Origin of the sequence: Streptomyces sp. NPDC050674, assembly GCF_040654575.1 — a bacterium.
GTDB lineage: Bacteria > Actinomycetota > Actinomycetes > Streptomycetales > Streptomycetaceae > Streptomyces.
This window is the reverse complement of the sequence record NZ_JBFAIG010000019.1, coordinates 97,988-121,415: the sequence shown is the minus strand read 5'-3', so window position 1 is coordinate 121,415 and position 23,428 is coordinate 97,988. Positions and strand designations below refer to the sequence as shown.

Genomic DNA, 23,428 nt, shown 5'->3' with positions numbered 1-23,428 from the left:
CGGCTGCGGCCGTCGAACGCCCACCCACCGCACCACCCAGTCGAGGAGACGACCAGGCACATGACCACGCCAGACACAGCCATCGTGGGCAACGGGGTCCTCGCCCTTTCCACCGCCCTGGAGCTGATGCGCAGGGACGCCTCCCTCTCGGTCACCGTCATCGGGCCGCGTGACCGGGAGGGCGCGGCCACCCCGGCATCCGGCGCGATGCTCAACTGCTTCGCCGAGATCACCAAGTACACGCTGGCCTCGGACGCCTCGCGGGCCAAGTTCGAGATGTGCCGGGACTCCCTGGCACTCTGGCCCGGCTGGCTCGACCTGGTCTGCGAGGTGTCGGGACACGACCGGCCGCACACCGTTTCCGGCACCGTCGTCATCGAGAACGCCGTCTCCGGTGACCTGGACTCCGAGAACTTCGACGCGATGCTGGACGCGGTCGCCAAGTACGGGGAGGCGCACGAGCTCGTCAGCCCGCGCGGTATCGCGGGCCTGGACCCCACACCGACCGCCCGGCCCCTGAGAGCCCTGTTCCTCCCCGCGGAGAACGCGGTCGACAGCGGCGCGGTGTACGAGGCACTGCGGGCGGCCCTGGTCGCGCGGGGTGTGCGCTTCGTCGACCAGCCCGTCGCCGCGCTCACCCGCGACGGCGACCGGGTGACCGGCGCGACCCTGCTGGACGGCACACAGATCTCGGCGGGCACGACCATGGTGGCCGCCGGAGCGTTCACGACCCCCCTGCTCGACACCGTGCTCGGCCCGCACGACGTACAGCCCGTCTTCTCCGGCACCGGCATCGCCACCGTCACCCAGCGGCTCGGCGCCGAGCAGTTCGGCCATGTCGTGCGCACCGTGAACCGGGCCGGTTCCTGCGGACTGCACGCCGTCCCGTTCCCCGGTGGACGTGACTACGTCGGTGCGACCAACGTGGTCTTCGCGACCCCGCGCACCCGCCCCTCCGCCGGCCTCAGCCACTTCCTCCTGCAATGCGCCATCGACCAGTTGAACAACGACTTCGCCTTCGCGCAGATCGAGCAGTGGCGCGTCGGCAACCGCCCGGTCGCCCTCGACACCTTCCCCCTGATCGGCCCGGGTCCCCTGGACGGGCTGCACATCGCGACCGGCACCTATCGCGACGGATTCCACAACAGCCCGCTGATCGCCCGCATCATGGCCGACGGCATACTCGGCGGCACCTCGCCCTACGACCACCCCTTCCGCCCCGGACGCCGCCCCATCAGCGTGCTCACGGCGGCCGAGAGCGCGGGGGAGACGGCGTACCAGGGAGCGTGCACCGGGTTCGAGGCCTCCCTCGTCCTGCCCCGGCTCTGGCGGCACGACGCGGTCCCCGCGCTGTTCGCCGCCGGCGCCGTCCGCATGTACGAGGATCTCGGCTCGTCCGACGGACTGTCTCCCGATATCGTTCCGTTCCTGGTCGCGGGCGCGTTCAGCGAGGACGGCCCGGACCGGGACGCGTATCTGCGGGTGAAGTCGCTGCTCGCCGATCGGGGGGCCTCATCGGGACTGGAGACGGTGCGTTGACGACGGATTCGGCCGAGCTCGCGCAGGACCACACCGGGGAGCCGGGCGACCCCCGGTCGTCCCTGCGCGTGGCGAAGAGCGTGTCGCGCCCCTTCTACCTGTACGCGGTGCTCGCGAACTCCCTCTTCCAGCGCGGGGTGTTCGTCCTCTACCTGGTCCACCAGGGTTTCTCCGCCGCCCAGATCGCCGTGCTCCAGACGCTGCTGTACATCGTCAGCGCACTGGCGGAGGTACCGACCGGGTTCATCGCGGACCGGGTGGGCCGCAGGGCGAGCATCGTCATCGGGCAGGCGCTGATCGGCGCCTGCCTCATCGGCCAGGTGACGCTCTCGGGGTACGCCGCGTTCGTCGTGCTCTTCGCGCTCCAGGGCATCGGCATGGCCTGCGTCTCCGGCGCGGAGACCGCCCTGCTCTACGACCTCCTCAGACGTCGCGGGGCCGAGACGCACTACGTGAAGGTCAAGTCCCGGTACGCCGCGTTCGGCGCCACCACCATGGCCCTGGCCATCGCGCTGGGAGGCAGCCTTCAGCAGCTCTCCTGGGAACTCGTCTACCTGGCCTCGGCGGGCGCCCTGCTGCTCGCGGCGGCGGTGCTGCTGACCCGGGTCCCCGAGATCCGCGGACAGGACGCCGCGGATCTCGATGAAGCCGCCGAGCCGGGGGACGACACGCCGGAACAGCCCTCCGCGGACCCCGCCGCTTCGTCCGCACGGCCGGACGCCCGGCTGGGCAAGGGGGCCGTGATCCGCCGGCTGACCCCCCGGCTGGCCTCGCTGGTCGTGGTGTCCGCTCTGATGCACGCCACCACGACCCCGTACTTCATCTTCACCCAGGAGACACTCAGCCATCAGGGCGTCGCCACCTCACTGGTCAGCGTCGTGATGTCGGCCGGCTACCTGATCGGCGGCTTCGCCCCGCTGCTGGCGGACCGGGCGGACAAACGGCTGGGCGTGCACCTGCTCGTGCCGCTGACCCTGCTGGTGCTCGTCGCCGCACTCGGATTCACCAGCCTCGGCCTGGCCTGGCTCACGGTCGCCGTGTTCCTGCTCGCCGTCGGCGCCCCGGACATCACCGCCGTGGTCGTGGACAACGTCTTCAACGAGGGGGTCCCCTCCCGGTACCGGGCGAGTCTGCTGTCCATCATCACGTTCGTGGAGTCCCTGATGATCGGCTGCGGGTACCTCGCCCTGGGATGGCTGGTCGACCGGGCGGGGCCGAACCACGGCCTCGCCTGGTACGCACTCGTCCCCGCGCTGGCCCTCGCGCTGAGCGTCCCGGCCCTGCGGAAGGGGACATGGGTCAAGGGCGAGAAGACGGGCTGACCCCCGCCGCAGCCGATGACCCGCCGGCGGACGGCGACCGCAGCACGGCCGCCGTCACCAGCAGGACGACGCCCAGGGCCACCAGCACCGGCCGGTGGCCCACCGGCGTGACCAGGGCCGCCCCGGCGGCCAGTCCGACCACGTTCGGCGCGTACACCAGGGTGTGCGCGGTGGCCGTGACACGGCCCAGCAGCGCGCCCGGCGTCTCGCGCTGCACGGACGTCAGCGCGGCGATCAGCACCGCGGGCAGCCCCATGCCGATCGCCGCGCCGCACACCAGCGCCACCGCATCCGACGGCACCGCCCGCAGGGCCACCGCGACGGCCAGCAGGGCGATGCCGGACGCAGCGCCGTGCGCCCAGGCGGCGCAGGGCGGCGCCGGAGAGCAGGCCGACCGCGACGGAACCGGCGCCCTGCACGGCGTACAGCACACCGGCGTACGCGGGGGAGTGCCCGATGTCCTCGACGACGGCGTACACCATCGCCCCGTTCACACCGGCGCACAGCATGGTCGCGCCGCCCGCCAGGACCAGGGGACGCAGCACGGGGTGCGCCCACAGGTGCCGGACGCCCTCGACGGTCCGCCGGCGACCGGTTCCGGTGGGCGGCCCGGGCGTGTCCTCCCGTACACGCAGCGCCGCGTACAGGCCCGTGGCCAGCACGAACGTGACCGCGTCCAGGACCACGACACCGGCGCCGCCGTACGCCGCGTACAGGCCCGCGCCCGCCAGGGGGGCCAGGAGCTTCATGCCCTCGGCGGCGGTCGTGCGCAGGCCGTTGAAGTCGCCCAGCAGGGACGGGTCGACCGCGCCGGCCACGAGCGCCGACTCGGCCGCGTCGTGGACGACGCCCGCCACGCCGTACACGACCAGCACCGCGTACAGCAGCCACAGGTCGCCCGGGGTGTCCACGCTCACGAGGACGAGCAGCAGCGTGGCCAGGAGCAGGTTCACGCCGATCAGCAGGGGCTTGCGGCGCACCCGGTCGGCGAGCGTGCCCAGCAGCGGTCCGGCCAGGGCCGGCAGCCACAGGGCGAGCACGCACAGCGCGGCCAGTCCGTCCGAGCCGGTCAGGTCCTTCACCCACACGCCGGACGCCAGCCACAGCGCCGAGGTGCCGAAGCCGGACACCACCACGCCGGAGAGGCAGAGCCCGCAGTCGCGGTCGCGCAGGACGCGCGACAGGGGCTGGGTCGTCTTGGTCGTCATGCCCGGTCATCGTGCGGCTAAGGCCCCGGGCGGCGGATCGGGCAGGTTCCTCGGTCCGGGCCCGGGCGGGCGATGAGTTCCGGGGCCGGTGTCGGTCTACCTCCCGAGACGACACTCCAAGGAGCAGCCCCATGACGGACCCCACCAAGACGGCCGGTGCGCCCCTCGACCTCCGGCCCCAGACGCAGGCCCTGGCGCGGCTCGTCGCCGGCGTCGCCGACGCGCAGCTCGCCGATCCGACGCCCTGCCCCAAGTACGAGGTGCGTCATCTCCTCGGCCACCTGGCGGGGCTGGCCGCCGCCTTCCGGGACGCCGCCCGCAAGGACCTCGGCGCCACGACCGACACCAGCCCGGACTCCGCGCTCCCCGACCTCGCGCCCGGCTGGCGCGAGGAGCTGCCCGAGGTCCTCGCCGACCTGGGCGAAGCCTGGCGCGACCCGGCCGCCTGGACCGGTATGACCAGGGCGGGGGGCGTCGACCTGCCCGGCGAGGTCGCGGGCCTCGTCGCCGTCGACGAACTGGTCGTGCACGGATGGGATGTGGCCCGCGCGACCGGCCAGGCCTATGACCCGGACCCGGCCGCGCTCCGGGCCTGCCACGACTTCCTCGCCGCGTCCGTCGACGACCCCCAGCGCGGAGCCATCTTCGGCCCCGTGGTCGCCGTCGACGCGGACGCCTCCCTGCTCGACCGCGCGATCGGGCTGAGCGGGCGGGATCCGGGCTGGACGCGCGCCCTCTAGGACCCACCGAGCAGGGAGCACCGAACAGGAGCACCAAGCCGGGGAGCACCAAGCCGGGACGCACCAAGCCGGGACGCACCACGCCAGAACGCGGCACCTCCGAACGCAACACCCCAGAAGGCACTTCGTAGAAAGCGATTTCACCCTCCTCTGTCGAAAGCATTGACGAACCCCGCGCGCCCTCCTACCGTCATCGCGTCGTACTTCGTACGTCATATATGAGACGCGATACGCGAGATCCGATACGCGATCCCCCGGGACGCGAGATCCGAGAGGCGCGCATGACCTCTGTGCCCACGCCGATCCCCTCCCGCACGCAGTACGTGCTGGAAGGGATCAAACACCGCATCCTCACCGGGCAGTTGACCCCCGGACAGGCGCTGGTCGAGACCGAGCTCGCCGCGCAGTTCGGGGTGTCCAAGACCCCGGTGCGCGAGGCGCTCAAGACCCTCGCCGGCACCGGGCTGGTCGTGATGAGCCAGTACAAGGGCGTCACCGTGCGCCTGGTGGACGCGGACATGGCGCGCGAGGTCTACGACGTACGGCTGCTGCTGGAGCCCGAGGCGCTGCGCCGGGCCGTGCAGCGCGGGGCGTCCCTGGACGCCGCCCGTGACGCGCTGACCCGCGCCGACGTCGCCACCGACACCGCCGAACGCTCCCTCGCCAACCGGGAGTTCCACCGCTCCCTGTACCTGCCGTGCGGCAACCCGCTGCTCGGCCGGATGCTCGACGAGGTCCGCGACCAGGCCGCCCTCGTCTCCGCCGTCGCCTGGGCCGCCTCGCCGTCCTGGGAGCGGGAGGCCGGTGAGCACCGGGAGATCCTGCGGCTCGCCCTCGACGGCGACGCCGACGGCGCGGCCCGTGCCCTGCACGCCCACATCGCGTCCTTCGTGCGGCGCGCCTTTCCCGAGGCAGGACTGGAACAGGAAGGTCAGGAATGAGCAGTGTGGCGTTCGAGACCCAGCGGGCGGCCTTGGCCGACGTGGTGGCGATCCCGGTGACCCCGTTCGCCGAGGACGGCTCCGTCGCCGAGGACACCCACCGGGCCCTGCTGCGCCGCCTGCTCGACGGCGGCATCACCACCCTCACCCCCAACGGCAACACCGGCGAGTTCTACGCCCTGACCCCCCAAGAGCGCCGTCTGGTCACGGAACTGACGATCGACGAGGCCGGGGAGCGGGCCGTGATCCTGGTCGGCGTGGGACACGACATCCCGACCGCCGTCGCCTCCGCCCGGCACGCCCGGGAGCTCGGCGCGCAGATGGTGATGGTCCACCAGCCCGTCCACCCGTACGTCTCCCAGGCCGGCTGGGTCGACTACCACCGCGCCGTCGCCGAGGCCGTGCCCGAGCTGGGCGTCGTGCCGTACATCCGCAACGCGCAGCTCACCGGGGCCCGGCTCGCCGAACTCGCCGACAGCTGCCCGAACGTCATCGGCGTGAAGTACGCCGTCCCGGACGCGGCCAGGTTCGCCGCGTTCGCCAGGGACGCCGGCCTCGAACGGTTCGTGTGGGTCGCGGGGCTCGCCGAGCCGTACGCCCCCTCCTACTTCTCCGCGGGCGCCACCGGCTTCACCTCGGGGCTGGTGAACGTCGCCCCGGCGGTCTCCCTGAACATGATCGAGGCGCTGCGTTCCGGCGACTACCCGGCCGCGATGAAGGTCTGGGAGCAGATCCGCCGCTTCGAGGAGCTGCGCGCCGCAGGCGGTTCCGCCGACAACGTCACCGTCGTCAAGGAGGCCCTCGCCTCCCTCGGGCTGTGCCGCCGCGAGGTCCGTCCGCCGAGCCGGACCCTCCGGGAGGAGCAGCGGGCCGAGGTCGCCGCGATCGCCGCGGGGTGGTCGATATGACCGGCCGGCTCGCCCCCGAGGAGCTCAGGAGCCACCAGTGGTACGGCGTCGAGGGCCGGCTGCGCACCTGGTCGCACAACGCCCGGATGCGTCAGCTCGGTTACGAGGCGGAGGAGTACCGGGGCCGCCCGGTGATCGCCGTCCTGAACACCTGGTCCGACATCAACCCCTGCCACGTGCATCTGCGCGAGCGGGCCGAGGCGGTCAAGCGGGGGGTCTGGCAGGCCGGCGGCTTCCCGCTGGAGTTCCCGGTCGCCACGCTCTCCGAGACGTACCAGAAGCCGACCCCGATGCTCTACCGCAACCTCCTGTCCATGGAGACGGAGGAGCTGCTGCGGTCGTACCCGGTCGACGCGGCGGTGCTGCTCGGCGGCTGCGACAAGTCGACGCCCGCGCTGCTCATGGGCGCGGCCTCGGCCGACGTGCCGGCGCTCTTCGTGCCCGCGGGGCCGATGCTGCCGGGCCACTGGCGCGGTGAGACCCTCGGCTCCGGCACGGACATGTGGAAGTACTGGGACGAGCACCGCGCGGGCAACCTGACCGACTGCGAACTGCGAGAACTCCAGGGCGGACTGGCGCGTTCCCCCGGTCACTGCATGACCATGGGGACCGCGTCGACCATGACCGCGGCGGCGGAGGCCCTCGGCATGACGCTGCCGGGCGCCTCCTCGATCCCGGCCGTCGACTCCGGGCACGAGCGGATGGCCGCCGCCTCCGGGCGCCGTGCCGTGGAGCTCGCCTGGACCGCGCTCCGGCCGTCCCGGATCCTCACCCGCGAGGCCTTCGAGGACGCCGTCACCACGGTGCTCGGACTCGGCGGCTCCACCAACGCCGTCATCCACCTGATCGCGATGGCGGGGCGCTGCCGGGTCGAGCTCACCCTCGACGACTTCGACCGCATCGCCCGCACGGTGCCGGTCCTCGCCAATGTCCGGCCCGGCGGCCGGACCTACCTCATGGAGGACTTCCACTTCGCCGGTGGCCTGCCCGCGTTCCTCTCCCGCATCACCGACCTGCTGCACCTGGACCGGCCGACCGTCAACGGCACGCTGCGGGAGCAGCTCGCGGGCGCCGTCGTCCACAACGACGACGTGATCCGCACCCGCGAGAACCCGGTGGCCGCCGAGGGCGGGGTGGCCGTCCTGCGCGGCAACCTCTGCCCGGACGGCGCGGTCATCAAGCACATCGCCGCCGAGCCGCACCTTCTCAAGCACACCGGCCCCGCCGTCGTCTTCGACGACTACAAGAGCATGCAGCGCACGATCGACGACCCCGGGCTGGACATCAGCGCCGACAGCGTGCTGGTGCTGCGCGGCGCCGGGCCCAAGGGCGGACCGGGCATGCCCGAGTACGGCATGCTGCCGATCCCCGACCGCCTGCTCAAGCAGGGCGTACGGGACATGGTCCGGATCTCCGACGCCCGCATGAGCGGCACGAGTTACGGCGCGTGCGTGCTGCACGTCGCGCCCGAGTCGTACGTCGGCGGACCGCTCGCCCTCGTACGGACCGGCGACGGCATCACCCTCGACGTCGAGGCGCGCACCCTCCACCTCCACGTCGACGACGCGGAACTGGAGCGGCGCAGGGCTCAGTGGACCCCGCCGCCCACCCGCTACGAGCGCGGCTACGGCGCGCTCTACAACGAGCAGATCACGCAGGCCGACACCGGCTGCGACTTCGAGTTCCTGGCCCGGCCCGGCTCGGTGCAGGACCCGTACGCGAGCTGACAGCACGCCCCACGCCCCACCGCACCGCCTTCGCTCCGCAGCACGACCCGGCACGACCCTGCCCGGGGAGAAAGCGCTTCCCGCGCACGCACCCACGCACGACGTACCACGACGTACTGAGAACGGAGAACAGTCATGGCCCAAGCCGCAGCCGTGGCGAAACCGCCCGCGCCACCCCGGCGGCGCCGGGCCTCCGCCACGCCGCGCAGGCTCCCGTACCTGCTGATCGCGCCGGCCGCCCTGCTGATGCTGGGCTTCATCGCCTACCCGGTCATCAGCGTCTTCTACTACAGCCTGCAGCACTACAACCCCACCAAGCCGTGGCGCAACGGCTACGCGGGCTTCGACAACTTCGTCCACGCCTTCACCGAGGACCCCGTCTTCTGGGACACGCTGGTCTTCAGCGCCAAGTGGGTCGTCGTCGAGGTCGGTCTCCAGCTGCTGTTCGGCCTCGCGCTCGCCCTGATCGTCAACCAGACCTTCGTGGGCCGGGGGCTGGGCCGCGCCCTGGTCTTCTCCCCGTGGGCCGTCTCCGGCGTGCTGACCTCCGCGATCTGGGTGCTGCTCTACAACTCCCAGACCGGCATCACCCGTTACCTCGCCGACATGGGCATCGGCTCCTACGGCACGAGCTGGCTGTCGGACACCTCGACGGTGTTCCCGGCGGCGATCGTGGCCGACCTGTGGCGCGGTGTGCCCTTCTTCGCGATCCTCATCCTCGCCGACCTCCAGTCCGTCTCCAAGGACCTCTACGAGGCAGCCGAGGTCGACGGCGCCAGCCGCCTCAAGCAGTTCTGGCACATCACGCTGCCCCACCTGAAGGACGCCATCATCCTGTCGACGCTGCTGCGCGCGGTGTGGGAGTTCAACAACGTCGACCTGCTCTACACCCTGACCGGCGGCGGACCCGCGGGCGAGACGACCACGCTGCCGCTGTACATCGCCAACACATCCGTCGACGCCCACAACTTCGGCTACGCGTCGGCCCTGACCACGGTGGCGTTCGTGATCCTGCTGTTCTGCTCGATGGTCTACCTGCGGCTGAGCAAGTTCGGAGGGGAGGGCAAGTGAGCGTCAAGGAAGCCACCAAGACCGCGCCCGTCCCGGTGCGCGACACCCCCGAACCGCCGCGCCCCGCCAAGGGCCACCGCACCTGGGACGAGGCACCCCGCTGGCAGATCTACCTGCCCCTGGGCATCTACCTGCTCTTCACCCTCGTCCCCTTCTACTGGATCCTGCTGTTCTCGCTGCGCCCGGCCGGCTCGACCTCGCTCGTGCCCTGGCCCATGACCTTCGACCACTTCGAGAAGGTCTGGACGGAGCGCAGCTTCGGCACCTACTTCACCAACAGCGTGCTCGTCGGCGTCGCCACCCTGATCATGACGACGCTCGTCGCGCTGGCCGGCGGTTACGCCCTCGCCCGGTTCGACTTCAAGGTCAAGCGGCTGTTCATGCTGGGCATGCTGTGTTCCCAGTTCGTGCCGGGCGCGCTGCTGCTGGTCCCGCTGTTCGAGATCTTCGCCGAGCTGAAGATGATCAACTCGCTCGGCAGCGTCATCCTCGCCGAGACGGTCTTCCAGCTGCCGCTGTCGATGATCCTCATCAGCAACTTCATCAAGAACGTGCCGCCTTCCCTGGAGGAGGCGGCCTGGGTCGACGGCTGCAACCGCCTGACGGCCTTTCGCATCGTCGTGCTGCCGCTGCTGCGGCCCGGTCTGATCGCTGTGGGTTCGTTCGCCTTCGTCCACTCCTGGAACCACTTCCTGTTCGCCCTGATGTTCCTCAACAACCCGGACAAGCAGACGATCCCCGTCGGCCTCAACTCCCTGATGAGCGCCGACAGCGTCGACCTGGGCGCGCTCGCCGCGGGCGGCATCATCGCGGCCGTCCCGGTCGTGATCGTGTTCGCCTTCATCCAGAAGTGGCTGATCACCGGGTTCAGCGCGGGGGCGGTGAAGGGATGAGGGGCAGACAACTGGCCGTCACCGCAGGGCTGCTGGGCGTGCTGTGCGTGCCCGCGCACGCCGAGGCCCGGGACATCGGCCGCGACACCCTTCCCGCACACGACGGCTGGGCCGCCGAGGGAGCGGGCACCACCGGAGGCGCGGCCGCAGACGCCGGCCACGTGTACACGGTCACCGACCGGGCCGAACTCGTCCGCGCCCTCGACGGCGGCAGCGACACCCCGAAGATCATCAAGATCGCCGGGACGATCGACGCCAACACCGACGACGACGGCGACCGGCTGGACTGCGCCGACTACGCCACCGGCGGCTACGGCCTGAAGAAGTACCTCGCCGCCTACGACCCCCGCACCTGGGGCTCCGCCAAACCCAGCGGCCCTCAGGAGGAGGCCCGTCAGGCCTCCGCCGCGCGGCAGGCCGAGCGGATCGTGCTGCCGGTCGGCTCGAACACCACCATCGTCGGCCTCGGCGACTCGGCCGTCCTGAAGGGCGCGAGCCTCCGGATCCAAGACGCGGACAACGTCATCGTCCGCAACCTCGACCTGCGCGACGCCTACGACTGCTTCCCCGTCTGGCAGCCGAACACGGGCGGCCTCGGCGACTGGAAGACCGCGTACGACAACATCTGGCTGACCGGCGCCACCCATGTGTGGGTGGACCACGTGACCCTGAGCGACAAGGGCCACCCGGACGCGAAGGAACCCACCCACTTCGCCCGCAACTACCTGCGCCACGACGGTCTGCTGGACATCACGAACGGCTCCGACCTGGTCACCGTCTCCTGGAGCCGGTTCACCGGCCACGACAAGGCGATGCTCATCGGCAGCGGCGACACCGCCACCGGCGACCGCGGCAAGCTCCGCGTCACCCTGCACCACAACGCCTTCGAATCCGTCGTCCAGCGCGCCCCGCGCGTCCGCTTCGGCCAGGTGCACGTCTACAACAACCGGTACGACATCCCCGGCGACGACTACCGCTACTCCCTCGGCGTCTCCACCGAGTCGAGGATGTACGCGCAGAACAACGCCTTCCACGCGCCCGGCCACGTGGAGGTCGCCGACCTGGTCAAGAGCTGGAACGGCAGCGCCCTGCACCAGAGCGGCACGCTCTTCAACGGCTTCCCCGTCGACCTGCTCGCGATCCACAACGCCTACAACTCGGGCAGCGAGCGCGATCTGACGGCCGACGTCGGCTGGACGCCCACCCTGCACGGGCCGATCGACAGCGCCCGGGAGGCCGACCGGGCGGTGGCCCGCGGCGCGGGGGCCGGGAGGATTCCGTGACCGGACGCATGATCGACGCCATGAACGCATCCCCGACCACGCCCCTGCCCGTCGTCCTCGCCGGCGCCCGCGGCCACGGCCGCTGGCACCTGGACAACATCCGCCGTCTCCAGAAGGACGGCCTCGTCAAGCTCGCCGGGATCTGCGAGCTGACACCGCTGACCGAGGAGGAACTGGGCGGCCTCGGCGCTCCCGAGCAGTCCGCCGACTTCGGCGCCCTGCTGGACGCCACCGGCGCCCGGGTCGCGGTGATCTGCACACCGATTCCCACCCACACCGACCTGGCGCTCACGGCGGCCGAACGCGGCGTGCACCTCCTGCTGGAGAAGCCGCCCGCCCCCTCCTACGCCGAGTTCCGCCGGATGGCCGACGGGGTCGCCGCGGCCGGTGTGGTCTGCCAGATCGGCTTCCAGTCACTGGGCTCGCACGCCCTGCCCGCCATCCGCGAACTGGTGCGGGAAGGTGCGATCGGACACCTGGTCGGACTCGGCGGCGCCGGTGCCTGGGTACGCGACGAGGACTACTTCCGCCGGGCGCCCTGGGCGGGCAGGCGGCGGCTGAACGGCGTCGACGTGATCGACGGGGCCCTGACCAACCCCCTCGCCCACGCCGTCGCCACCGCCCTCGCCCTGGGCGGCACGACCCGCGCCGAGGACGTCACCGGCATCGAGACCGAGCTGCTGCGCGCCAACGCCATCGAGTCCGACGACACCTCCTGCGTCCGTGTCACCACCGCGCAGGGCCACCCGGTCACCGTCGCCGCGACCCTGTGCGCCGAGCAGGCGGACGAGCCGTACGTGCTGGTGCACGGCAGCAGCGGCCGGATCACCTTCTGGTACAAGCAGGACCGCGTGCTGCTCCAGCGCGCGGGACACGGCCCGCAGGAATCCGAGCACGGCCGCACCGACCTGCTCGAGAACCTCGTCGACCACCTCACCACCGGGGCGGACCTGCTGGTCCCGCCGGACGAGACCGGCGCCTTCATGAAGGTCGTCGAGGCCGTCCGCACCGCTCCCGACCCGGCACCGCTGCCGGACACCGCCTGGCACCGCGTCCCCGGCGAGAACCGCCGGGTCGTGCCCGGCATCGACGGACTCGTCGCCGCGTCCGCCGACACCCTCTCCCTCTACTCCGAGCTCGGCGCCCCCTGGGCGCACCTGTCGAACGAGGTGAGCACCCGATGACCAGCAACGACACCGCGGTCCTGCGCGTCGCGGGCCGGCCGGTCGGCCGGTACGTCACCCGGCCCGAACTGCCGGCCCGGCTCTGTCCGCGCCCCTACCTGCACCCCGTCACCACCCTGGCCGGCACGGCCGTCACCGAGCTCGCCCCGGCCGACCACGCACACCACCTCGGCGTCGGTGTCGCCGTTCCCGACGTCGAGGGGTTCAACTTCTGGGGCGGACGCACCTACGTCCGCGACCAGGGCCCGACCGAGCTCGACAACCACGGCGCGCAGCGGCACGTCGCCTTCCAGCTGCGCGACCCCGACGGCTTCGTCGAGGAACTGCGCTGGATGGCCGCGGGCGGCGAGCTGCTGCGCGAGCGCCGCACGGTCGCCGCCACCGAACTCACCGACCAGGCCTGGGCCCTGGACCTGACCTTCTCCCTCACCAACGTCACCGGGGACCCGCTGTCGATCGGCAGCCCCGCGACCAACGGGCGCCCGGGCGCGGCCTACGGCGGGTTCTTCTGGCGGGCCCGCAAGGAGTCCGCCGCGCCGGAGGTCTTCACGGCCCGGGCCGACGGCGAGGAGAAGGTCCACGGCCGCCCCGCCGACTGGCTCGCGCTGCGGGGCGGCACCTGGACGCTGGTCTTCGCCGGCGCCACCGAACAGACCCGGCGCGACCCGTGGTTCGTGCGCACGCGGGAGTACCCGGGCGTCGGGTCCTCCCTGGCACACGACGAGCGGGTGCCGATCCCGCCGGGCGGGACCGTGGTGCGCCGGGTGGTCACCGTCGTCGCCGACGGCCGTCTCGACCGGGACGCCGCGGCGGCCCTCGTCCGCAAGGCGGTGAGCCCGTGACCCCCGAGTCCAGTGAGACCTACCGCAACCCGGTCCTCGACGCCGACTGGTCCGACCCGGACGTCGTCCGCGTCGGCGACGACTTCTACCTGACCGCCTCCAGCTTCGGCCGCGTCCCCGGCCTGCCGCTGCTGCACTCCCGGGACCTGGTCAACTGGACCCTGGTCGGACACGCCCTCGAACGCCTCGAACCGGCCGCCGAGTTCGACAGGCCCCGGCACGACTGCGGGGTGTGGGCTCCCTCGCTGCGGTATCACGACGAACGCTTCTGGATCTTCTGGGGCGATCCCGACCAGGGCGTCTTCCAGGTCAACGCCCCGCGGATCCGGGGTCCCTGGACCCGTCCGCACCTGCTGAAGGCGGGCCAGGGCCTGATCGACCCCTGCCCCCTGTGGGACGAGGAGACCGGGGAGGCCTACCTGGTCCACGCGTGGGCCAAGTCCCGCTCCGGCGTCAAGAACCGCCTCACCGGGCACCGGATGAGCCCAGACGGCACCGAGGTCCTCGACGAGGGCAAGGTGATCGTCGACGCCGACCGCATACCCGGCTGGTTCACCCTGGAGGGCCCCAAGCTCTACCGGCACGACGGCTGGTTCTGGATCTTCGCCCCGGCCGGGGGCGTGGAGACCGGCTGGCAGGGCGTCTTCCGCTCACGCGGCTTCTTCGGGCCGTACGAGGAGCGGATCGTCCTGGAGCAGAAGGACACCGACGTCAACGGGCCCCACCAGGGCGGCTGGGTGCGCACTCCGTCCGGCGAGGACTGGTTCCTGCACTTCCAGCAGCGCGGCCCCTACGGCCGGGTCGTGCACCTCCAGCCCATGAGCTGGGACCCGGACGACTGGCCGGTGCTCGGGGACGACGGCGCCCCCGTGGCCGTGCACCGGCGGCCGGACCTGCCGCCCCAGCCGCCCGCCGCGCCCGCCACCGACGACGACTTCCCCGGTGGACGGTACGGCCGCCAGTGGCAGTGGACGGCCAACCCGCGGCCCGGCTGGGCCACCCAGCACTCCGGTGACGGACTGCGGCTGACCTGCGTCCGCTCGGCCGACACGCACGACCTGCGCAAACTCCCGAACCTCCTCACCCAGCGGCTGCCCGGTGTCCCGTCCGCCGTCGAGGTGGAGCTGCGCCTGCACAGTGAGGAGCCGGGGGCGCGGGCCGGACTCGCCGTGCTCGGGGACGCGTTCGGCTGGATCGGCCTCCAGCGCGGGGCGGACGGCACGGTCCACCTCGTGCACCGGTTCGCCGAGGGGGTCGCCGAGCGGGAGCGTGACGCGGCGCACCCGCGCCCGGCGCCCGAGGGGCGGGTCAGGCTCCGCGTCGAGCTGGGCGCCGGGGCCCGCTGCCGCTTCTCCTACGACCTCGGCGACGGGCCGGGCCCCTCGGGTCCCGTGTTCGCCGCCACCCCCTGGCGCTGGGTCGGCGCCCTGCTCGGCCTGTTCGCCCTCGCGCCCGTCGGGTCGGGACACGCGGGTGCCGCCACGTTCACGCACTTCCGGATCACCGACCTGTAACCACCGCATCCGTACGCCCATCACGCCTGTTGGGAGCCGCAATGACGCACTTCCGTAGCAAGCGCTTACCCAGACCGGGTGCCGCCCTGGCCGCCGTGGCGGGCCTGGTCGCCGCCCTGGGACTGGGCGCGACCGGGGAGGCGGGGGCAGCCGAACCCGCCCGTGCCACAACCTCCGCGGCGGCGGCCGCCCGCTGGACGGACCAGGCCCACGGCTTCGCCTCGCTGGCCGGAGGCACCACGGGCGGTGCCGGCGGCAAGGTCGTCACGGTCACCGACCAGGCCTCGCTGGCGAAGTACGCGGCCGCCGAGGAGCCGTACGTCATCCGGGTGGCGGGGTCGGTCGCCGTCGAGCCCTTCGGCTCGGACATCGTCGTCGCCTCCGACAAGACGATCATCGGCGTCGGCGACACCGGCGAGATCGTCCACGGCGAACTGCACCTCGAACCCGGCACGCACAACGTCATCATCCGCAACCTGACGATCCGCGACTCCTACGTCGAAGGCGACTGGGACGGCAAGACCTCCGACTTCGACGCCATTCAGATGGACGCCGTCCACCACGTCTGGATCGACCACAACCGCTTCACCCACATGGGCGACGGCCTGCTCGACATCCGCAAGGACAGTCAGTACGTGACCGTCTCCTACAACCGGTTCAGCAACCACAACAAGGCGTTCGGCATCGGCTGGACGTCCAACGTCCAGACGCAGATCACCATCGACCACAACTGGTTCACCGGCACGAAGCAGCGCAATCCCTCGGCGGACAACTGCGCCTACGCACACCTCTACAACAACTACGTCTCGGCGCAGGTGGCCGACGGCGACCCCGTGTGGACGTACGGGAACTGGTCCCGGGGCCGCACCAAAATGGTCATCGAGAACGGTTACTACGACCGGGTCCAGCACCCCTACCAGGCCGACGCCACCGCCGAGCTGGTGGAGCGGGGATCGATCCTGAGGCGGACGAGCGGGCGGACCGACGAGTGGGGTGCCGCCTTCGACCCGCGGGACTTCTACGACTACCGGCTCGACCCCGCCCGGGCCGTGCCCGCCCTGGTGAAGAAGTACTCCGGTCCGCAGCGCCGGATCGGCGTGACCCTCGACGTCCCGGGCGCCTACCCGACCGTGCAGGCCGCCGTGGACGCCGTGCCCGACGGCAACGACGTGCCGGTGACGATCGCGGTCGCGCCGGGCACCTACCGGGAGAAGGTGTTCATCCCGGCGGCCAAGCCGAAGATCGTGCTCCAGGGGACCGGACGCGACCGCTCCGACACCGTCGTCGTCCACAACACCCCGGCCGAGTACGGCGGTTCCACGGGCAGCGCCACCGTGCGGATCGCCGCGAACGACGTCACCGCACGCAACCTCACCTTCAGCAACGACTTCGACGAGGCCGCGGTCGAGCTGAAGGGCGAGCAGGCCCTCGCCATGAAGACGACCGGCGACCGGATCGTCTTCGAGAACACCGCCTTCCTGGGAAACCAGGACACCCTGATGACCGACAGCCCCAAGCTGAACGTGATCAGCCGGGTGTACGTCCGCGACTCCTACATCGAGGGCGACGTCGACTTCGTCTACGGGCGGGCGACGACCGTGATCGAGCGGTCCGTGATCAAGGCACTGAGCCGCGGGTCGACGACCAACAACGGGTGGATCACCGCCGCTTCGACGTGGACGGGCAACCCCTACGGGTTCCTGATCACCCGCTCGAAGATCGTGAGCGACGCGCCGGAGGCGAGCTTCCACCTCGGCAGGCCCTGGCACCCGGGCGGCGAGCCGAACGCGGTGGGCCAGGTACTGATCCGCGACACCGAGCTGCCCGCCGCGATCAAGGCCACGCCGTGGACCGACATGAGTGGCTTCTCCTGGAAGGACGCGCGCTTCACGGAGTACCGCAACCACGGTCCGGGATCCGCTGTCACCCAGGACCGGCCGCAGATGAGCGACGAGGACGCGAAGACGCACACCGTCACCGCCTACCTCAAGGGCAGCGACAACTGGGCGCCCCACGCACGCCACTGACCCCCCACGACTTCATATCTCCGTCTGATCCAGAAGAGAGAACCGACCCATGAAGAGCAGCATCCGCAGAAGCAGGCGTGCGGCCACGGCCGTCGCCCTGGGCTCCGTCCTCGCCCTGACCGCGACCGCCTGTGGCGACGACGGCAGCGGCGCCGGGGGCGACAAGGGCGCCGAGGGCAGCGGCAAGGGCAAGATCGTCTTCTGGGACAACAACGGCGGTGTCCGCACGGACATCTGGAAGCAGATCATCGCCGACTTCGAGAAGGCGAACCCGTCCGTCAAGGTCGAGTACGTCGGTATCTCCGCCACCGAGTACCAGTCCAAGGTCGACACCGCGATCCAGGGCGGCGGCCTGCCGGACGTCGGCGGTGTCGGCGCGGCGATGGCCGCCGGGTTCGCCGCCCAGAACGCGCTGGACCCGCTGGACGGCCGGCTCGGCAAGTCCGCGCTCAAGGACAAGCTCAACAAGGGCATGGTCGAGTCGCTGAAGTCCGCCGGCGGCGGCGACGCGCTGTACTCGATCCCGACCTCCGCGAACAACGGCACCCTCTACTACCGCACCGACCTGTTCCAGAAGGCCGGCCTGGACGCGCCCACCACCTGGGACACGTTCTACGCCGCCGCCGAGAAGCTCACCGACGCCAAGAAGAACGAGTTCGGCTACACCATCCGCGGCGGCGCCGGCTCCATCGCACAGGCACTGGACGCGATGTACGGGCAGTCCGGCATCACGTCCTTCTGGGACGCCGGCGGCAAGAAGACCACGCTGAACAACCCGAAGAACGTCGAGGCACTGGAGAAGTACGCCGCCCTGTACAAGAAGTACACGCCGGCCGCCGACCTCAACAACGACTTCACCAAGATGGTCGCGCAGTGGGACTCCGGCACCATCGGGATGCTCAACCACAACCTGGGCTCCTACCAGGACCACGTGAAGGCGCTCGGCCCCGACAAGTTCCGCGGCATACCGCAGCCCACCGGCCCCCGCGGCAAGCGCGTGCAGGTCTCCAACCCGGTCGACGGCCTCGGCCTGTTCAAGAGCTCCAAGAACAAGGAGGCCGCCTGGAAGTTCATCGAGTTCGCCGCCTCGCACGAGTCCAACTCCAAGTGGAACGAGTCGGCCGGCGCCATCCCGTCCAACACCGACGCGGCCAAGGACGCCTGGATCTCCAAGGCCGAGCCGACCAAGCTCGCCGCCGAGGCCCTCAACGACGGCTCCACCACCATCGTCCAGCTCCCGTACTACCTGCCGGACTGGAACACCATCTCCAAGGCCGACAACGAGCCCGCTTTCCAGAAGGTCCTGCTCGGTGACATGAGCGCCAAGGAGTTCCTGGACAAGATGGCCGACCAGCTGAACGAGGCCCAGGCGGAGTGGGACCAGCAGAAGGGCTGAGCCGGCCGGTCAGGTCCGGGACGGCCTGTGGGCAGCAGGCCGTCCCGGACGGGCCGCACCCCGGCGGCACCCCGTCACCGCAGGCCGCGCACCTGCGGGACACACCCCCGCGCCCCTGAAAGCCCATGGACAGAAGGGTTTGTCGTGTCACTGAGCCGTAGACAAGTCACCGCGGCCGCTGCCGCCGCCGTTCCTCTCGCCTTCGCCACGACCGGTACCGCCCAGGCCACCGGCCGCCGCGCCCGGACCCTGTACATCGCCGGTGACTCCACCGCCGCCCAGAAGTACGCCGACGCGGCGCCCGAGACCGGGTGGGGGATGGCGCTCGCGTTCTTCCTCCACAAGGACCGGCCGGTCGCCAACCACGCCGTCAACGGCCGCAGTTCCAAGAGCTTCATCGACGAGGGACGACTCGGTGTCGTCCTGCGGCAGATCCAGCCGGGTGACGTCCTGCTCATCCAGTTCGGTCACAACGACGAGAAGACGGAGGACCCCACGCGGTACACCGAGCCCTGGTCGACCTACCAGGACTACCTGCGGCAGTACATCGACGGGGCCCGGGCACGCGGGGCGCGGCCCGTGCTCGCCACGTCCGTCGAGCGGCGCAAGTTCGACGCCGCGGGCAAGGCGTTGCCGACGCACCGCGACTACCCGGCGGCGATGCGGGCGCTCGCCAAGGAGGAGCAGGTGACGCTGCTCGACATCCAGGCGCTGTCGATCGCGCTGTGGCAGCGGCTGGGGGTCGAGGAGACGAAGAAGTACTTCAACTGGACCGCGACCGAGCAGGACAACACGCACTTCAACCCGCCCGGCGCGATCGCCGTCGCGCGGCTCGTCGCGCGGGAACTGCTGCGCACCCGGGTGCTCGCGCCGGGCGAGGTGCGCCGGCTGGACGACACCATTCCCGAGTCCTGGATCACCTGGCCGAAGGCCACCGCGTAGCACCCCCCGTCCTCGAAAAGGAGATCCGCATCATGAACGCATCTGGATGGCATGAGCATGCCATAGTGAAGAGAGCCGCCGCCCTCGCCGGCTGCACCGCGCTGGTGCTGTCCCTCACCGCGACCGCGACCGCCACCGCCGCCGGGGCCGACTCCCGTGATCCCGCCCGGCAGACACTCGGCGCCGGAGACGGCTGGGGGGCCCACGGCACCGGGACCACCGGCGGTGCCGCCGCCGACGCCGCACGCGTGTACACCGTGACCACCTGGGCCCAGTTCAAGGCCGCCCTCGCCGCGGAAGGCAGCGCGCCGAGGATCATCAAGGTGAAGGGGACCATCGACGCGGTCTCCGAAGGGTGCGACGCCTTCGCCGTTCCCGGCTACGACTTCGACGCCTACCTGAAGAAGTACGCGCCCGAGACGTGGGGGCTCGACAAGGACCTGAGCCAGGAGCCCGCCGACAGCCCCGAGGGACTGCGCCGCGCCTCCGCCGACAACCAGGACCGGGCCATCAAGGCCGCCGTGCCCGCCGACACCACCATCATCGGAGTCGGGAAGAACGCGGGCTTCAAGGGCGCCAGCCTCCAGATCAAGGGCGTCGACAACGTCATCGTCCGCAACCTCACCTTCGAGAGCCCCCTCGACTGCTTCCCGCAGTGGGACCCGACCGACACCTCCAACGGAGCCTGGAACTCCGAGTACGACACCGCCGTCGTCTACGGCTCCACCCACGTCTGGATGGACCACAACACCTTCACCGACGGCAGCCACCCCGACAGCGAGGCACCGACGTACTTCGGCGCGCTGTACCAGCAGCACGACGGTGAGCTGGACATCGTCCGGGGATCCGACTACGTCACCGCCTCGTGGAACGTGTTCGCCGACCACGACAAGACGCTCATGATCGGCAACAGCGACAGCGAGTCGACGGCCGCTGGCGACCGCGGCAAGCTCAAGGTGACGCTCCACCACAACCTGTTCCGGAAGGTGGTCGAGCGCGCCCCGCGTGTCCGCTTCGGGCAGGTCGACGCCTACAACAACCACTTCGTGGCCGGCCAGGACTACGTCTACAGCTTCGGCATCGGCAAGGAGTCCCGGCTCGTCGCCGAGCACAACGCCTTCACGCTGCCGAAGGGGATCAGCCCGGCGAAGATCCTCAAGAAGTGGATGGAGGCCCCGGTCACCGCCACCGACAACTACGTCAACGGCAAGAAGACCGACCTGATCGCCGTGCACAACGCGGAGATCCCCGAGGAGACCCTCCAGTCGGGCGCCGGCTGGACGCCCGCCCTGCGCACCAAGGTGGACCCGGGGAAGGCCGTCCCCGCGATCGTCGACCACCGCGCGGGCGCCGGCCGTATCTGCTGACGTCCCCGAGACCGGCCGGGACGGGCGCCCGCCACGAGGTGCGCCCGTCCCGGCCTCCCGACCGACCACCCCTGCCCGCCCGAGCCGCACCGTGAAGCGAAGGGACAGCCGCATGTCCGCGCACGTCCACCGTTCCCTCTCCCGCAGGGGATTCCTCGTCGCGAGTGCCGGGGCGGCCCCCGCTCTCGCCCTCGCGCCGGCCCCCGCTCGGGCCGCCGGGCGGCCCCGCCCGTTCGGCCGGTACGGTTCACCGGCCGCCCGTCTCGGCGCGAAGACGCTGTACGTCGATGCGCGCGGCCGGGGCGACCACACCTCCGTGCGTGCCGCCGTCGCGGCCGCCACCGGCAGCGGCTGGACGCTCGTCCTCGCCCCCGGCACCTACCGCGAGACGGTCGCCGTCGACCGCGACCGCACGCGGATGACGTGGATCGGGGCGAGCCGGGACCCCCGGGACGTCGTCGTCGTGTACGACAACGCGGCCGGGACCCCCAAGCCCGGCGGCGGCACCTACGGCACCACCGGCTCCGCCACCACCACCGTCCAGGCCGACGGCTTCACCGCCCGCTGGATCACGTTCGCCAACGACTGGCTGCGCGCCGACCATCCCGGGACCACCGGCACCCAGGCCGTCGCCCTCAAGGTCCAGGGCGACCGGTCCGCCTTCCACCACTGCCGGTTCCTCGGCCACCAGGACACCCTGTACGCCGACTCGACGGCCCTGGGCACCTTCGCCCGCCAGTACTTCGGCCACTGCTACGCCGAGGGCGACGTCGACTTCGTCTTCGGCCGGGCGACCGCCGTCTTCGACCGGTGCCACTTCCGCACGCTGTCCCGGACCGACCTGGCCGGCCCCCCGTACGGCTTCGTCTTCGCACCGTCGACCGCCGGTGCCAATCCGCTCGGCTACCTGGTGACCCGGAGCACCGTCAGCAGCGAGGCGCCCGACGGCTACTACAAGCTGGCCCGGCCCTGGGTGCCCAGCTCCGATCCCACCGCCCGCCCCATGCTCACCGTCCGCGACACCCGGCTCGGCCCGGGCATCGACGCGGTCGCACCCTACGCCAGCATGTCGGACGCGTACCCGTGGCAGGCCCAGCGCTTCGCGGAGTACCGGAACACCGGGCCGGGCGCGGCCGTCACGGTCCCCGCCAACCGGCCCCAACTCACCCCCGCCCAGGCCCGGTCGCACACCCGGCAGACCTACCTCGGCGACTGGCGGCCGTATGCGTAGGACCGCCGTGCTCCTCCTCGGCCTCGGTGACGACGTCGGCTGGCACCCCGCCGACCGGTACGCCTACCGTGCCCTGGCCTCCCCGGCGGCGGTCGAGCGGTACGTACTGCGGCACGCCGGAGCCGGGAGGCCGTATGGACGCCCATGAAGCCGTGCGACGACGGGCGTTCGTGGTCGGCGCGGGGACCGCGCTGCCGGCCGGGGGAGCGGCGGGCGGGGCGGAGGCGGCCGTGGTGGACGGACCACTGCCCGGCTTCCACCCCGCCCTGAAGGACGCCCTCACCTTCCCGCTCGCCTGGGGCCGGTCCCCGATCCGCGACGTCCGTGCCTGGCGGCGGGCCGCCCGGGCCACCGTCGAGGAGCACCTCCTCGTCGAACGGCAGGACGGGACGCCGTACGCGCCGCAGTTCACCGGCCGATCCCGTACGCGCGACTACACGCGCGAACTCGTGACCGTCTCCCTCACCCGCTACGAACGGGTCCGCGGCGCCCTGCTCACCCCGCACGGCCGCGGGCCCTTCCCCGCGGTGCTGCTCCTGCACGACCACGGCGCCCGGTTCGACATCGGCAAGGAGAAGCTCGTCCGGCCCTGGTACGACGAAACGCGGCTCGCGTCCGCCAGGTCCTGGGCGGACACGTACTTCAGCGGGCGGTTCGTCGGGGACGAGCTGGCCCGGCGCGGCCATGTGGTGCTGTGCCTGGACGCCCTGGGCTGGGGCGACCGGGGCCCGCTCGCCTACGACCAGCAGCAGGCCCTGGCGTCCAACCTCTTCCACCTGGGCTCCTCGCTCGCCGGGCTCATGACGAGGGAGGACCAGCGGGCCGCCGCCTTCCTGGCCGGACTGGACCGGGTGGACGCCCGGCGGGTCGCGGCCGTCGGCTTCTCCATGGGCGCCTACCGCGCCTGGCAGACCGCCGCCCTCAGCGACCACGTCGCGGCCGCCGCGAGCGTCTGCTGGATGACCGGGCTGAAGGAGATGATGGTGCCCGGGAACAACACGCTGCGCGGGCAGTCGGCGTACTGCATGCTCCACCCCGGGCTCGCCCGGCACCTCGACATCCCCGATGTGGCGAGCATCGCCGCACCCAAGCCGATGCTGTTCTTCCACGGCGGCCTCGACACGCTCTTCCCGGCCGAGGGCGTGCGGGTCGCGTACGACAGGCTGCGTGCCGTCTGGCGCGCGCACCACGCGGAGGAGCGGATCACGACGAAGACGTGGCCGGAGTTCGGCCACGTCTTCAACGACGCGATGCAGGACGAGGTCGTCAGCTGGCTCGACGACGTCCTGTGAG

Annotated in this window: 19 protein-coding genes and 1 pseudogene; 19 read left to right on the top strand and 1 reads right to left on the bottom strand. The window is 71.6% G+C overall.

Annotated elements, in window-relative coordinates; translation table 11 throughout:
- Positions 1-60 precede the first annotated feature (60 nt).
- On the top strand, positions 61-1,539 hold the full coding sequence (locus AB0I06_RS28030) for an FAD-dependent oxidoreductase (RefSeq protein ID WP_363121609.1): 1,479 nt from the start codon (positions 61-63) through the stop codon (positions 1,537-1,539).
- Positions 1,536-2,861: an MFS transporter gene (locus tag AB0I06_RS28025; RefSeq protein ID WP_363121608.1), complete on the top strand. Its 1,326-nt coding sequence runs from the start codon at positions 1,536-1,538 to the stop codon at positions 2,859-2,861. The genes AB0I06_RS28030 and AB0I06_RS28025 overlap by 4 nt, the downstream gene beginning before the upstream one ends.
- On the opposite strand, the pseudogene AB0I06_RS28020 reads toward AB0I06_RS28025, so the two are convergent.
- Positions 2,839-4,069: pseudogene (locus AB0I06_RS28020) on the bottom strand (MFS transporter). The gene AB0I06_RS28025 and the pseudogene AB0I06_RS28020 overlap by 23 nt on opposite strands.
- A gap of 131 nt (positions 4,070-4,200) precedes the next feature.
- Here AB0I06_RS28020 and AB0I06_RS28015 point away from each other — a divergent pair.
- From AB0I06_RS28015 to AB0I06_RS27935, 17 genes are all read left to right on the top strand, one after another.
- Complete coding sequence (locus AB0I06_RS28015) at positions 4,201-4,809, top strand: TIGR03086 family metal-binding protein (protein WP_363121607.1); 609 nt, start codon at positions 4,201-4,203, stop codon at positions 4,807-4,809.
- Between the two features lie 281 nt (positions 4,810-5,090).
- Positions 5,091-5,750 (top strand): GntR family transcriptional regulator, encoded by a 660-nt coding sequence (locus tag AB0I06_RS28010; protein ID WP_363121606.1) that lies wholly within the window; start codon positions 5,091-5,093, stop codon positions 5,748-5,750.
- Positions 5,747-6,658 (top strand): dihydrodipicolinate synthase family protein, encoded by a 912-nt coding sequence (locus AB0I06_RS28005; RefSeq protein ID WP_363121605.1) that lies wholly within the window; start codon positions 5,747-5,749, stop codon positions 6,656-6,658. The genes AB0I06_RS28010 and AB0I06_RS28005 overlap by 4 nt, the downstream gene beginning before the upstream one ends.
- On the top strand, positions 6,655-8,385 hold the full coding sequence (gene araD / locus AB0I06_RS28000; protein WP_363121604.1) for an L-arabinonate dehydratase: 1,731 nt from the start codon (positions 6,655-6,657) through the stop codon (positions 8,383-8,385). The genes AB0I06_RS28005 and araD overlap by 4 nt, the downstream gene beginning before the upstream one ends.
- Positions 8,386-8,520: 135 nt before the next feature.
- The gene (locus AB0I06_RS27995) at positions 8,521-9,456 is read left to right on the top strand and encodes a sugar ABC transporter permease (protein ID WP_363121603.1); all 936 of its coding nucleotides are present in this window, start codon (positions 8,521-8,523) and stop codon (positions 9,454-9,456) included.
- A 35-nt stretch (positions 9,457-9,491) separates the two neighbouring features.
- Positions 9,492-10,349, top strand: coding sequence for a carbohydrate ABC transporter permease (locus AB0I06_RS27990; protein ID WP_363121657.1), 858 nt, complete (start codon positions 9,492-9,494; stop codon positions 10,347-10,349).
- Positions 10,346-11,632, top strand: coding sequence for a pectate lyase (locus tag AB0I06_RS27985; RefSeq protein WP_363121602.1), 1,287 nt, complete (start codon positions 10,346-10,348; stop codon positions 11,630-11,632). Before AB0I06_RS27990 ends, AB0I06_RS27985 begins: the two co-directional genes overlap by 4 nt.
- Positions 11,633-11,652: 20 nt before the next feature.
- Positions 11,653-12,816 carry a Gfo/Idh/MocA family oxidoreductase gene (locus AB0I06_RS27980; protein ID WP_363121601.1) on the top strand — a complete coding sequence of 388 codons (1,164 nt, stop codon included), beginning with the start codon at positions 11,653-11,655 and terminating at the stop codon, positions 12,814-12,816.
- A complete protein-coding gene (locus AB0I06_RS27975; protein WP_363121600.1) occupies positions 12,813-13,658 on the top strand; it encodes a PmoA family protein in 846 nt (281 codons plus the stop codon). Before AB0I06_RS27980 ends, AB0I06_RS27975 begins: the two co-directional genes overlap by 4 nt.
- Positions 13,655-15,172, top strand: coding sequence for a family 43 glycosylhydrolase (locus tag AB0I06_RS27970; RefSeq protein WP_363121599.1), 1,518 nt, complete (start codon positions 13,655-13,657; stop codon positions 15,170-15,172). The genes AB0I06_RS27975 and AB0I06_RS27970 overlap by 4 nt, the downstream gene beginning before the upstream one ends.
- Before the next feature lie 41 nt (positions 15,173-15,213).
- Positions 15,214-17,199: a pectinesterase family protein gene (locus AB0I06_RS27965; RefSeq protein ID WP_363121598.1), complete on the top strand. Its 1,986-nt coding sequence runs from the start codon at positions 15,214-15,216 to the stop codon at positions 17,197-17,199.
- A gap of 49 nt (positions 17,200-17,248) precedes the next feature.
- Entirely contained in the window at positions 17,249-18,595 is a 1,347-nt protein-coding gene (locus AB0I06_RS27960; RefSeq protein WP_363121597.1) for a sugar ABC transporter substrate-binding protein, read from the top strand.
- A 144-nt stretch (positions 18,596-18,739) separates the two neighbouring features.
- A complete protein-coding gene (locus AB0I06_RS27955; protein WP_363121596.1) occupies positions 18,740-19,537 on the top strand; it encodes a rhamnogalacturonan acetylesterase in 798 nt (265 codons plus the stop codon).
- A gap of 32 nt (positions 19,538-19,569) precedes the next feature.
- Entirely contained in the window at positions 19,570-20,904 is a 1,335-nt protein-coding gene (locus AB0I06_RS27950) for a polysaccharide lyase family 1 protein (protein ID WP_363121595.1), read from the top strand.
- A gap of 112 nt (positions 20,905-21,016) precedes the next feature.
- Positions 21,017-22,135 (top strand): pectinesterase family protein, encoded by a 1,119-nt coding sequence (locus AB0I06_RS27945; RefSeq protein ID WP_363121594.1) that lies wholly within the window; start codon positions 21,017-21,019, stop codon positions 22,133-22,135.
- A complete protein-coding gene (locus tag AB0I06_RS27940) occupies positions 22,128-22,283 on the top strand; it encodes a hypothetical protein (RefSeq protein WP_363121593.1) in 156 nt (51 codons plus the stop codon). The genes AB0I06_RS27945 and AB0I06_RS27940 overlap by 8 nt, the downstream gene beginning before the upstream one ends.
- On the top strand, positions 22,270-23,427 hold the full coding sequence (locus tag AB0I06_RS27935; protein WP_363121592.1) for a dienelactone hydrolase family protein: 1,158 nt from the start codon (positions 22,270-22,272) through the stop codon (positions 23,425-23,427). Before AB0I06_RS27940 ends, AB0I06_RS27935 begins: the two co-directional genes overlap by 14 nt.
- Position 23,428: the final 1 nt, after the last annotated feature.